The sequence below is a fragment of the Paenibacillus diazotrophicus genome (assembly GCF_042610465.1).
Genome location: NZ_JBGJZN010000001.1, coordinates 425450 through 438260 on the forward strand (window position 1 = coordinate 425450; position 12811 = coordinate 438260).

At 49.4% G+C, this 12811-nt stretch carries 12 protein-coding genes; 7 read left to right on the forward strand and 5 right to left on the reverse strand.

What is annotated here, in order from left to right:
• The first annotated feature begins 80 nt into the window (after positions 1 to 80).
• From ACAN54_RS01865 to ACAN54_RS01875, 3 genes are read left to right on the forward strand one after another with little or no spacing between them, the layout of a single operon-like run.
• Positions 81 to 1109, forward strand: a complete 1029-nt coding sequence (locus ACAN54_RS01865; protein WP_379151683.1) for an ROK family transcriptional regulator — start codon at positions 81 to 83, stop codon at positions 1107 to 1109.
• A gap of 13 nt (positions 1110 to 1122) precedes the next feature.
• Positions 1123 to 2322, forward strand: a complete 1200-nt coding sequence (locus ACAN54_RS01870; protein WP_379151686.1) for an MFS transporter — start codon at positions 1123 to 1125, stop codon at positions 2320 to 2322.
• Positions 2322 to 2921, forward strand: a complete 600-nt coding sequence (locus tag ACAN54_RS01875; protein WP_379151688.1) for a DUF1349 domain-containing protein — start codon at positions 2322 to 2324, stop codon at positions 2919 to 2921. The genes ACAN54_RS01870 and ACAN54_RS01875 overlap by 1 nt, the downstream gene beginning before the upstream one ends.
• A gap of 174 nt (positions 2922 to 3095) precedes the next feature.
• Here ACAN54_RS01875 and ACAN54_RS01880 read toward each other — a convergent pair whose 3' ends face one another.
• Positions 3096 to 3611, reverse strand: coding sequence for a MogA/MoaB family molybdenum cofactor biosynthesis protein (locus ACAN54_RS01880; protein WP_379154096.1), 516 nt, complete (start codon positions 3609 to 3611; stop codon positions 3096 to 3098).
• Positions 3612 to 3787: 176 nt separating this feature from the next.
• Between ACAN54_RS01880 and ACAN54_RS01885 the strand changes: the two genes are divergently transcribed.
• From ACAN54_RS01885 to ACAN54_RS01895, 3 genes are all read left to right on the forward strand, one after another.
• Complete coding sequence (locus ACAN54_RS01885) at positions 3788 to 4828, forward strand: CobW family GTP-binding protein (RefSeq protein WP_379151692.1); 1041 nt, start codon at positions 3788 to 3790, stop codon at positions 4826 to 4828.
• A gap of 92 nt (positions 4829 to 4920) precedes the next feature.
• The gene (locus ACAN54_RS01890; RefSeq protein WP_379151695.1) at positions 4921 to 5268 is read left to right on the forward strand and encodes a four-helix bundle copper-binding protein; all 348 of its coding nucleotides are present in this window, start codon (positions 4921 to 4923) and stop codon (positions 5266 to 5268) included.
• Positions 5269 to 5521: 253 nt separating this feature from the next.
• The gene (locus ACAN54_RS01895) at positions 5522 to 5989 is read left to right on the forward strand and encodes a hypothetical protein (RefSeq protein ID WP_379151698.1); all 468 of its coding nucleotides are present in this window, start codon (positions 5522 to 5524) and stop codon (positions 5987 to 5989) included.
• Positions 5990 to 5999: 10 nt separating this feature from the next.
• On the opposite strand, the gene ACAN54_RS01900 is transcribed toward ACAN54_RS01895, so the two are convergent.
• From ACAN54_RS01900 to ACAN54_RS01910, 3 genes are all read right to left on the reverse strand, one after another.
• Complete coding sequence (locus tag ACAN54_RS01900) at positions 6000 to 7250, reverse strand: winged helix-turn-helix domain-containing protein (protein ID WP_379151701.1); 1251 nt, start codon at positions 7248 to 7250, stop codon at positions 6000 to 6002.
• 145 nt (positions 7251 to 7395) lie between these two features.
• A complete protein-coding gene (locus ACAN54_RS01905) occupies positions 7396 to 9486 on the reverse strand; it encodes an ABC transporter ATP-binding protein (RefSeq protein WP_379151704.1) in 2091 nt (696 codons plus the stop codon).
• Between the two features lie 22 nt (positions 9487 to 9508).
• Positions 9509 to 11257: an ABC transporter ATP-binding protein gene (locus ACAN54_RS01910; RefSeq protein WP_379151707.1), complete on the reverse strand. Its 1749-nt coding sequence runs from the start codon at positions 11255 to 11257 to the stop codon at positions 9509 to 9511.
• A 529-nt stretch (positions 11258 to 11786) separates the two neighbouring features.
• Here ACAN54_RS01910 and ACAN54_RS01915 point away from each other — a divergent pair.
• On the forward strand, positions 11787 to 12104 hold the full coding sequence (locus ACAN54_RS01915) for a HesB/YadR/YfhF family protein (protein ID WP_379151709.1): 318 nt from the start codon (positions 11787 to 11789) through the stop codon (positions 12102 to 12104).
• 100 nt (positions 12105 to 12204) lie between these two features.
• On the opposite strand, the gene ACAN54_RS01920 is transcribed toward ACAN54_RS01915, so the two are convergent.
• Complete coding sequence (locus tag ACAN54_RS01920) at positions 12205 to 12720, reverse strand: ADP-heptose synthase (RefSeq protein ID WP_379151712.1); 516 nt, start codon at positions 12718 to 12720, stop codon at positions 12205 to 12207.
• Positions 12721 to 12811 lie beyond the last annotated feature (91 nt).

Genomic DNA, 12811 nt, shown 5'->3' on the forward strand with positions numbered 1-12811 from the left:
ATCAAAAAAGTAGCATACATCAGAATAACTATTTAATAAAACACTTTTATAAAGTATTATAATAAGTGGGGTGAAGAAAAATGAAGAATATCGGAGGCAACGCTCTGGTTATTAAAGAAGTGAATATCAACCTGGTGCGGGGAGTGCTGAAAGAACATAAACAGGTTACCAAACGGCAGATTGCCGAGGAAACTGGGCTAAGCATCGTTACAGTCAGTACAGTACTGGAGTTTCTGATCCGGCATTCGGAAGTTAAGGCGGCAGGGCAAATTTCGTCCAGTGGAGGCAGGCCTGCCCAGCAGTACATATACAATGATGAGCATGTTCTGGCACTTATCATGTTCCCGTTTGAAGAGCTTGGAGGCATCAGTATCAGGTGTACTGTAGTTACACTCATCGGGCGCTGTCTGTATCAGGTGAACAGGCAGGTATCTAGAGTAGATCTAGCCTGCTTTGAAGCTATTATAGATGAATTGTTAGTGCTCTATCCGGCTATAGAGGCCATAGGCTTTGGATTACCCGGTGCAGAAGCGGATGGCAGGCTGGTGGTCTCTGATTATGAAGCTCTGCGCGGTATAGCTGTTGCAGAGTATTTCAGGCAGCACTATCATAAGCGGGTTATGATCGAAAACGATGTGAATGCTGCGGCTATCGGTCACTTCAGCAGGTTTGAGATGAAATCGGAGGGTTCAGCTGTCTATTTGTACTTTCCTGACCGATTTCCACCAGGAGCTGGGATGATTATTAATGGCCGGCTATATAAAGGAAGAAGCGGATTTGCCGGGGAAGTGGCCAATATTCCTCTGGGCATTTCATGGGACAGCTGTGAGTGGCAGTCTACGCCGGCGAAGCTGACGGATGCCGTGTCCAAGCTGGCTGTTGCGGTCAGCAGCGTGCTAAATCCTGATACAATCGTACTATATGGAAGTTTTTTGAAGGAGGGACATCTGAGTCTCATAACGGAACAATGTGCAGCACTACTGCCGTCAGGGATGGTTCCTTGTGTAGTGCTCAGTACGGATTTTGCCGGGGATTATTTAGAAGGAATGATCGTTTCAACACTTGCAACTCTGGAGACAGGGCTGCGATTGACCAAATCTGAAGCATAGGCGGTTGACATCCATGGCTACAATTTTTCTGATTATTATTTATTTGGCTTTTATTAGTCTTGGCTTGCCGGATTCGATGATTGGTGCAGCCTGGCCGATGATGCGTCCCGACTTTGGGGCACCGGTGGATGCTGCGGGACTGCTATCCATGATCGTTGTCGCAGGTACAATCGTCTCCAGCCTGGCTAGTGGCGTAGTGCTGCAGAAGCTCGGTACGGGGAAGGTGACTTTTATCAGCGTTGCTGTGACGGCACTCGCTTTGCTCGGCTTTACTTATTCCCCTTCGATCATTTGGCTGGCAGTATTGTGCTTTCCACTAGGACTCGGTGCCGGCTCCATTGATACCGGGCTGAACAATTATGTGGCTACCCACTACAAGGCCCATCACATGAGCTGGCTTCATTGCTTTTGGGGTGTAGGCGCTATGCTGGGTCCAATTATTATGTCGCGTTACATTGCAGCTGGTGATTCTTGGCGGCATGGTTTTTTGACGGTCAGCCTGATTCAGTTCGTGCTGGTGATTCTGCTGTTCATTGCACTTCCCCTCTGGAAAAGGGCCGAACCTGCAGATCAGGCCCAGGCTATAGAATCTCAGCAGGAGATCATCTCACCGCAGATTCCTGTGGCAGGTGTGCTGCGCATCAAGGGTGTGAAGCTGGCGCTGATTACCTTTCTTTTTTACTGTGGGGTAGAAGCGACGCTTGGGCTCTGGGGCAGCAGCTTTCTGGTCAATGAGAAGGGATTATCGGCGGCAACCGCTGCAGGTTGGGTGTCTCTTTATTACGGAGGAATTACGGTGGGGAGACTTGTCACAGGATTTGTCACCTTCAGGTTCAATAACCGCCAGCTCATTCGTACGGGTATTCTGATTTCGCTGCTTGGTGCGCTGCTTCTGTTACTGCCTTTGCCGGCTGTGTATTCCTTATTTGGATTTATTCTTGTGGGTCTTGGTTCAGCCCCGATCTTTCCATGTATGCTACATGAGACACCCGCCCGCTTCGGGAAGGAGCAGTCCCAGAGAATTATGGGTTACCAAATGGCAATGGCGTATACGGGAGGTGCATTTTTACCGCCTTTATTAGGATGGATTGCCGCCCGCAGCTCGTTTGTGATTCTTCCGTTTATGCTTGTGGGATATATTGTTATAATGCTTATTAGCTCAGAGAAGATCAACGCTGTAATGAACAAGCGGAAAGATGAGGTGTCCATGTGATGAGAGCAGTGGATTGGCAGAGTGGAGAGTGGAGCAATCAACCAGTCACCGCCAAGGTTCAGGATGGAGCATTCGTTGTGGAAGCAGCAGAAGGCAGTGATTACTGGGAAAAAACAATGTACGGCTTCCAGCATGACAACGGACATGCACTCCTGGCTCCTTGGGAGGATAGTGATGCGGTAGAGGTCAGCTTTTCACTGCAGGGGTTTACAGAGCTGTACGACCAGGCGGGGATCATGCTGTGGCTTAACTCCACGGTATGGATCAAAGCAGGTATTGAGCTGAATGACGGTGTGCCGCATATTGGTGCGGTTGTGACTGACGGATATTCCGACTGGTCGTTGTCGCCTGTACCGGAATGGACCGGTGAGGTGATCACGATGCGGGCTTCACGGATGAATGATGCGGTTGTGATCAGGGCCAGAACAGAGAAACACCCTTGGCGTACCATCCGGGTGGCGCGTTTTCCCTATGAAGCTGGTAAAAAGGCAGGTCCATTTATCTGCGCCCCTACCCGTTCCGGACTCAAGGTATCATTCTCGCGCTGGGTGAATACAGCACCCGATACGGATATACACGCAGATCCTCCTGTGGAGTGAAGTTGCTTCGGTCCGTTCGCCTTAGATTCGACAGCTGTCAAGGATCACCTGACTAATTGGGATCATTTCGTTTTGCCGAGCGTTTAACTGCAGGCCGGTGTGAGCATCCGTGGAACGGAAGCTATACCGGCCTTTTCTTATAAAGTGAATGGGAATCACCGTTGAACTTCTCTCCTACGAACGTTTATAAATCTCCCGCATGACATGTCTTAACTCGGGGACAATCAGCCGCTCCATAGCGAGCTTGATCGCACCGGTAGAACCGGGCATGGAAAAGACTGCCGTGTTACCGATAGTGCCGGCAATGGCCCGGCTGAGGATAGCTGCGGAGCCAATGTCTTCGGTGAAGCTAAGCAGCCTGAAGATCTCACCGAAGCCCGGAAGTGTTTTGTCCAATAATGAAGCCACAGCTTCATAAGTGGTGTCCCGCGGAGAGATTCCCGTACCCCCAGTCAAGAGCACGGCTTCGATGCCCGAGTGAACGGAGCTTTTATAGACCAGTTCACGGATATCTTCATAATCGTCCTTGACGATCGTACTGCCGGTAACTACATATCCTGATGCTTCGAGCATACTTCTAATCAGTGCGCCTCCGGTATCGGTTTCCGGTGTGCGGGTGTCAGAGACCGTAATAACATAACAGGACACACTTTGGGGCGCTTCGCGCCGGTGTTCATCAACGGATGACAGGCAGACCAACTCCTATTTGATCGATTTATTCCCATGATAGGGGATTGCCTTGACAAAGACAAGCTAGCGGAGCAGGCCCACAAGTAAATCCTATACTTCAGCTGTTATCTTGCACCGAAAAGGTACTTGTAGTACACTCGCTACCAGAACCGAATTTTGTCAGGGAGAGATGAAACATGGAACAGGCTATGCCAGTTTATATATTGTCAGGATTTCTAGGGAGCGGCAAAACAACATTGCTGCAACGCCTATTGGACCATTGGAAAAGCCAGGGCCTCAAACCGGCCGTAGTCATGAACGAGCTGGGCGAGGTGAATCTGGACGGTCTGCTGGTAGAGCAGTCGGTGCCTATGGCGGAAATGCTCGGCGGGTGTATCTGCTGTTCCATCCGGGGTGACCTTAGTACAGAGCTTGCTACACTGATTAAAAAAGAATCACCGGATGTTGTTGTCATTGAAGCAACTGGGGCAGCCAATCCGCTTGAGATCGTAGACGCAGTTACTGAAACCTCGTTGTATCAATTGGTGGAACTGAAAGGTCTGATTACCGTTGTTGATGCAGCGCATCTGATTGAACTGTACCGCTCCCAGCAGGGTGCGACCTACCGGCTGATGCAGGAGCAAATCCGCTGTGCTTCAGTCCTGATACTGAACAAGACTGACCGGGTGACGAAGGAGGAAGCGGAAGAAATCACTGTAATTCTGCGGAAATGGAACGCTTATGCGGAAATACTGCCTGCTGTACGCTGCGAGCTTGAGCCTGAAGCGTTACTGGAAGGTATGGGAGGCGTTCATACCGAGGCTCGCTATGAAGTTGACGATGAGCTTCTGCAGGAGTCGGAGAGTCAAGTTGAACTTGCGGGGGGGAATCCGGAATTGGAGGGTGTAACGCATTCGTCTCATGACCATGTGATGGCTTACACACATTACTTCAAACGTCCTGTGAACAGCGAGGAATTCGAGCAGTTTGTCAAAGAGCTCCCACGGGATGTCTACCGTGCAAAAGGGATTGTTACATTCAGCGATACTTCCAGCCGCTTTCTCTTCCAGTATGCCTATAGAGAGGCGGATTTCATGAAAATCACACCTCAGGGTGAAGTGCCGGATGTGGCGGTATTCATCGGAGAGCACTTTTCTTCCAGTGAGCTACGGACCCGTCTTCTCCAACTGGAGAAGCGAATTATGACTAGACCTGCGGCTGTTAAAAGAAGTCTCTAAAAGGACTTCTTCCGGTAGAAGAATGGTTCGTTGGAGTTCCTGCAGGTTAATACATAGGCATACCCTATTAAAATTGCAGGAGGTAAAAGGCTATGACCCGAATTCAATATCAGGAGTGCATCGATGCTTGTATTCAAACCATGAATGCCTGTAACTATAGCTACGTCTCAAGCCTAAAAGAATACGATCTTGCCTCATTACGTGAAAGTATGATTCTGGACCGGGAGTGTGCTGATATTTGTTCTTTTGCCGTCCAGGCCATGACCCGTCAAAGTCCTTTCGCAGCAGAAATTCTCCGCCTGTGCGCAGAAATCTGTGAAAAATGTGCAGCAGAGAGCAGCAAACATCTACATACCCATTGTCAGGCATGTATTGATTCCTGCCGAGCCACTGCGATAGCCTGCCGGTTGATTAGTGACGCAGTAGAGGTATATGCTTAAATCGATTTCAAATTATTTATATATTTTATTCTAGCTGAGATTATCCAAGGTTCCAGTTAGATATTCCAAGACCAGAGGCTCCCGCAGTCCATACTGTGGAGTTCTGGTTTTTTTGCTGTAATGATGAAGCATTCTATCAGGTTAAAAAGGAAATTGAAGCAGACCCGGCGAATTGAGTATGATTGAGTATGAAGTACAAGGCTGCTTGTGATGATAGAATAATACCAAAGCAGAAAGGGGAACGGGAGGAAAGATGAAGGATACACACATACCGGAGAGTGAACAATCCAAAGAGCTATTTGCTTATTTCGGACTGGCTGTCTACTACTGCCAGGCACTGGAGCAGCAGTTGACCAACCTGCTGCTTTTAACGAAGCTGTCTCAGGGAAAAACGCCTACAGAAGCAGATCTTGCGGAACTGTATCAGCGCAAGCTCAGCAATTCACTCGGCCAGCTCATCAAAGAAATCCAGCATCACTTCCCTTTTTCGGAAGAGGAAACCAACCAGCTTCAGGAAGTCTGGAAGCAGCGTAATCATATTGTTCACGACTACTTCAAAGAACGGATTCAAGAGACCTTCACGCCTGCGGGCAGAGCACATATGATCCGTGAACTGAAGCGTTTCAAGAATAAAGCCCGCAGGCTTGAGATCAAATTGCAGGGCTATTGCTCTGAAATGTATAGCAAACTGGGTCTTGAAGAAGAAGAAAACCTGATCTAAATATTATGTACTATTGAAAGTAGGACGTCAGACCCTGTAGCCCATTGCTCTCCGCCACTCCGGGATTGAACCGGATTGACGAGGCGCGCGTGCACTTTGCTAGCGCATCTAAAGCGGCTGTGATCGCTGGGATCATCTCTTGGCTTAAGGCCGTATCCGGCTCCCACCACCAGTGCAAAATGTTCAGTATACCGTTTTTCTTGTCCATCACCGGTTCAAACCGCGCAATGAAACGGTCTCCGTACAGCAGAGGCAGTACATAGTAACCGTATTCCCGTTCAGCAATAGGCTTGTATACTTCCCAACGGTAAGTGAATCCGAATAATTGCCTGATCAGCTCTCTGTCCCAGAGCAGATTGTCTAGGGGAGCCAGTGCAGCTGCAAATTCAACGCTGGTTTCGTTCTTAATAGGGGTATCATAGCCATTAGCTAATATCTCTTCTAACACGTAGGCATCAATAGTTCGCATGTATAAAGGAAGCTTGAGACCATCGACGCGAACCTCGCGGAGGGAATCCCTGTGGAGCAGCCGTTCTATCGCGGCAGTCCGTTCTTTGCTCTTCAAGCCTGCAATTCCCAGCCAGCCGTCACCGGATTTATTCCATTGCAGACCGATGCTGCCTATTCTCCGAAGCACATACCAGTCGAAATGCTGCTCAGCCGTCAAGTTGGGGTCCCTGGTGCCGAGCAGATGCTCAGGCAGCAAGTTTGCCGTGAAATCATAATAGCGGCGAGTGTGTACGCGGTGATGAACGGATATTTCACCCCAGAAATACATACTTTCCATAGCTGCACGGGATAGCCGCGCCGGAGCCCAGGCCCAATCTATCTTGTCCTTACTCTCCAGATCCAGTGAGGAGAGGGGACCACGCCGTACCAGTTCTTCCCGTACATGCGCCACCATAGTTTTCAATGTCTCATTTCCCTGATAGCGTTCCGCAGCCATATCTCTGCGGCGCTGAAAGTACGGCCAGTCTTCTGTGCAGTAGATCGACATATTCTTGTCCCAGCCATCGATTAGCAGCCTGTCCTTATATAACAGCTCTGAGGCTAGTTCCGGAACGAAACCGGGGATCCGTGCCTGCAGCACCAGCTCATGATTATGGCCAGCTATACTCAGCGGATCATATTGTATGCAGCCGACATGGCGGATGAAGTCGTAAATAGCATCTTTACCGCGTGCCGAACCGCCCGAGACGAGCCGTTGATGATGAAGCAGGAACTGCCTTGCCTGCCTTTTGCTGAGCGAATAAGTGATCAACGTTTCCACCCCAATCTTATATATTATTTCCATTATACGGAACGAATGTTCCTAACACAAGGTTACAAAAGCCCCTGATGCCTACTTAGGCATCAGGGGCTATTTTGTTACGGTTCTCCCGTCCGAGAGAGCATTCCCGTACTTTTTATACTTGTTTTAGGGATGGCTGCAAGACAGCGCCGAACTGTTGATCCAAAGCAGGGGCTGATATCTCCGAGCTTTCGCCTGCACCTGCACCCAGCTGCAGCTGATACATGCGGAAGTATCTTCCGCCGAGGGCCATTAATTCATCATGACTGCCGCGTTCCACAATCTCTCCCCGGTGCAGAACCAGAATCTGATCGGCACTGCGGATGGTGGAGAGGCGATGCGCGATGATGAAGGTGGTGCGTCCCTTTTTGAGAACCTCAAGCGCTTGCTGGATCAGACTCTCTGTTTCCGTATCGATATTGGAAGTAGCCTCATCCAGAATCAGAATCGCCGGATCAAAAGACAATGCTCTGGCGAACGAAATTAGCTGGCGCTGTCCTGCTGACAATGTGCTGCCTTTCTCGACTACCGGCTCATCGAAGCCTTGCGGCAAATGGGCAAGCAGTTTGTCTGCACCTACTTCTCGCAGTGCACGTTCCACGCGTTCGCGGGAGATCCGCTCATCCCCGAGGCTAACGTTTGAAGCGATGGTGCCTGTGAAGAGATAAGGATCCTGCAACACGATCCCCATGTGGCTTCGCAGCCACTGCTTCGGTATGCCTTTAACCTCTTCACCATCAATCGTGATAGTGCCGCGTTGCGGATCGTAAAAGCGGAACAGCAAGTTGATAATCGAGCTTTTGCCGGAACCGGTATGGCCTACGAGGGCGACGGTTTCGCCAGGACGTGCCTCAAAGGAGATATTCTTAAGGACGAAGTCTTTTTTATAGGCAAAAGAGACATCCTTAAATACTACATTTCCTTTGTAACGCGGCATGGTTCCATCCGTTACCGGTTCACCCGTTTCGTCCATCAGCGTAAACACCCGTCCCGCAGATACCATGGAGCTGTCAAGGTTGGCTAGCTGGTTAACCATCCCGGTAATCGGCTGAAACATCCGTCCCAATACGTCAACGAATGCATACAGTACACCAAGTGACACAAAGGTAGAACCGCCCAGACTGCCAAATCCGAAGTACCAAAGTACGAGTACAAAGGAGAGGCTCCGCAGCGAATTCACCAGATTGTGGGACGTAAAGGCGTTCAAATTCAGCATTTTGTTCTGATATTTCAAGTAATCGTCGTTGAGATTCTCGAACTCTTGCGTACTCTGCTTCTGGCGGCGGAAAATACGGATAATCGACATCCCCTGAATCGATTCATTGATGATAGCATTAATTTCACTAAGACGGGAACGGATAATGGTATTGTATTTGGTAGCAACCTTGCGGTACAGAATGATCCAGAGAACCACAATCGGCACGATGAACAAGCTCACCAGGCCAAGCCGGATATCCAGCAGGAACAGGGCAACGTACACGCCCAGAATGTTGATAATTCCAGTACTGAAGTTAGATAATACGGCGATGAACAAATCTTTTACCGCTTCTGTATCATTCGTCACCCGGGATACGACTTTGCCTGCAGGCAGGTTGTCAAAAAAGTAGACCGGCAAACGCTGGATATGCGCATACACATCGGTCCGCAGCTTGCGGATGACCTGGTTGGCCGAGGATTGCAGCCAGTACGTTTTACCGAATTCGGCAAAGATAGAGATCACCAGGAACAGGGCGTACAAGCCTACAAGCTCGTAGATCCCAGGAAGTTCGGGTTTGTAAAAGGAAAACAGTTCGTCAGCCGACAGCTTCACAGCTGGGTAGACTGCTTCAGAGTCTCCATGCTTGATATGCAGTGAACCGTCACGGTAGGTTCGCTCACCTTCAGGCTGCGCTACCGGCTCATTGATGAAATAGAAGGATCTGCCTTCCTGAAGCAGGCGCACCTCCTGGCCTTTGGCTTCACCCGGAGCAAAACGGTCACCGCGTTTGTAGTAGGTATTGTTATATTCAGCTGCTTCCTCGGACGAGGTAGTCTGGAAGTAAGGCTTCTCGATGCCCAGCATGTGATTATCGATCATGCTCTTGGCGATAAAAGGGCCTGCGAGCTCGGCCGCTACTCCGATGGTAAGCAGCAATAGTGCTGCGATAAACGTCTTTTTGGCAGTTAAAGCATACTGCAGCAGGCGTTTGCCTGTACTCTGTGTCAACGGTGACACCTCCTAAATGTTATTATTCATTGGTCAGGTTGTTCTCTACCTGCTGACGATCGAATTGCTCACGGTACCAGCCGTTCATCTCCAGCAGCTCCTGATGGGTTCCGCGCTCGGTAATCTGTCCATTGTCCAGCACGACAATCAAGTCGGCATGCTCAATAGCGGACAGGCGGTGGGTCGAGATTAATGTAGTTTTGCCGGACCGTTCCTCACGGATGTTCTCAATAATCTTGGCCTCAGTCCTTGCGTCAACAGCGGACAGTGCATCATCCAGAATAAGGATATCAGGATTGGCTATAAAAGCTCTGGAGATTGATACACGCTGCTTCTGGCCTCCGGAGAGGGAGACGCCGCGTTCACCTACCAAGGTATCAAGACCGTCGGACAAAGTACCCAGATCGTTCTGGAATGCTGCTGCTGTGATCGCATCCATAATACGCTCATCACTGGCTCCGTGGTGACCGAACTGGATGTTCTCGCGCACGGATTTGGAGAATAAAATCTGCTCCTGAGGTACATATCCCATCCAGCTGTGAAGCTGATCGAGTGCGATCTGCCCAATAGGCACATCCGAGATCAGGATCTCCCCTTGACCCGTCGGATATTCGTGCAGCAGCTGTTTGAGTAAGGTTGATTTACCACTGCCGGTACGGCCGACTACGCCGAGTGTCTGGCCTTGGGTGAGAGAGAAGCTAACCCCGCTCAGATTATCGACCGTTGAGGTTGGATAACGGAAGGTTACGTTCTTTAATTCAATAGTGGACGGCTCAGTGACAGGAACCGGATGGGCAATATCCTGAACATCAGGTTTTGAATTCAACGTCTCGTCGATCCGTTCCAGTGATGCACCGCCCCGCTGCATGATGTTGATCAACTCACCGATAGCGAACATCGGCCAGACGATCATCCCGAGATACATATTGAAGGAGACCAGATCGCCCAAGGTAATTTGATTGCGGAAAACAAGATAAATCCCATAAGTAAGAGCGATAATGTAGCTGAGCCCGACGCACAGCCGGATGGTTGGCTCGAAGAAGGAATCAACCCGCGCTACAGCCATATTCTTGCGGTAGACATCATCCGTAATGTCGCTAAAACGTTTCTCGTCATGCCGTTCCTGCACATAAGCGCGGATGACACGAATACCGGATACCGATTCCAGTACCTGATCGTTCATGTCGCCGAACGCGTCCTGCGCCAGGCTATAGCGGTCATGAATGGCTTTGCCATAGAAGATCATGGCGATCGCGATGAGCGGCAGCGGCAGTACGGCCGCAAGGGTCAGCTTCCAACTCACCAGGAAACCCATGGCGAGCAGTACGACAGAGAGGAAGATGGTTGAATCGACGAGTGTAAGCATCCCGAATCCAACAGTTGCCGAGACGGCACGGATATCGTTGGTAGCCCGGGCCATCAGGTCACCTGTACGGTTACGCTCAAAGAACGAAGGGGTCATAGTCATCAGATGGTTCATGAAGCGGGAGCGCAATAACCGCTCTACCAGGTTGGACCCTCCGAATAGCTTATGCATCCATATGTAGGTGATCCAATAGATAATCAGCAGCATGAGAATAATCATGCCAATGTACTTCATGAGCGAACTTGCGGTGATCGACCCGCTGACAATGTCATCGATGGCGTTGCCTAGCAGACGGGGAGGCAGAAGCTCCAGAACACCGGCGACAATCAGTAAAATAAGTCCAATAGCATAGCGCTTTTTTTCGCGGCGGAAAAACCAGCCGAGATTGCGGAGAACGGAGAACAAGGGAAATCCCTTCCTTTCGTGTTGAAATGATTGTCGGCTTTAGTTAACGTCAAGAAAGTTGTGATTAATGAAAGTGGCAACTCTGACCAACATGCAAAAAGGCATACCATCCGGTAACGGATGATATGCCTGAAATTTACATCAGCTATCATGTCCACGGTGCTGTATTGCAGCACGGAGACATGGAAGAGACTTGCCTAACCTGATCTTATACGTTACGCGTAACACGTATGAATCTCAGGAGGTTTCCACTGCTAGGGCTGCTTCGGTATTCAGTTGTGTATGTGTGCCGACAATAGTTAGGAAATATACAGGTACAAGGTTAAACACCGCGCTCACCCCTTTCATTAATTTTGGTAATAACTTGAAGACGCTTCGTTATGTTCCGAGTTTATCACCCGGCCGGAAGAATTGTCAAATGTAATTTTGAATAAATTTCGAATAAGCTGTAGAATGATATCCTCGTATATGATTTGGAATATAGCTATAATTTCAGTATGATAAGAATATTCAGGAGGTGCTTATACAGATGAAGATGGTAATCAGCAAAGACGCCGCCGCCTGGTTCAAGCGGGAACTTTCCCTGCAAGACGGGGCTTATATCCGTTTATTTCCACGTTATAGCTCTGGAGGAGGATTGCACCCGGGCTTTTCGTTGGGGATTGCGAATGAGCCTCCGGGCCGTCCTTCTATAGAGACGGATCAGTCGGGAATTGTTTTTTATATGGAAGAGCAGGATCTTTGGTATATGGAGGGTTATGGCCTATCCATTGTCTATTCTGAAGCCGAGGATGACATTGAGTACAGGTATGAGCCTGAGGCGGCAGCCGGAGTTCTTGAGCGGTGAAGCATTGCGGTTATTAATATGGCCAAGAAGCCCTTGCCATAAGGCAGGGCTTTTTGTATGGCAGCCATAGCGGGATGGTCCGCTGCAGGACTGATGGAGTTTAAGGTGAACTGTGGTAGGTTTCTTCCTCCATGGCAAATTCAAAATCATCAATATCAAACACCTGAACAGGAACACCGTTTTCAATGATGCGCTGAATCAGCTCGAATTGATCGGTAAGAATCGGCACTTTCTCCCGCTGTGAGGTCAGCAGCAGCTCCGTTTCAATCGGGTCGAACGTTTCTCCATACGTTGCGTTATCGACACTGTTGATAATAGTGATTTGTGTGTGGTTGCCCATCAGGATGCCGGAGCTTTTAGCCCAGGGGATGTTCAGGCAGCGGTTGATTTTTTTGGAATTCAGCGGCTGCTCGAAATAAGCAATAAGTTCGCGGATTTTGAGCTTCACATGCTCGTCATCTTCTGCATGGCTCATCAGAGGTTCGTCACTGTCCCGCAGTTCGTATAATTCCATCACTGTAGTGTAAGGCACTATATATTCTACGGGGCTCCTTGGAATGAGAAGCTGGCCGTAAATCGCCATCATGACGGCTTCGGTCACAAATTGTCTGGACATCGTTATCCTCCTGAAGTTCGGGTACTGCTAAATAGAGTTGAACGCGTACCTATGGACTTAAAATTATAAAAACACTGTGGAGCGCAAATGT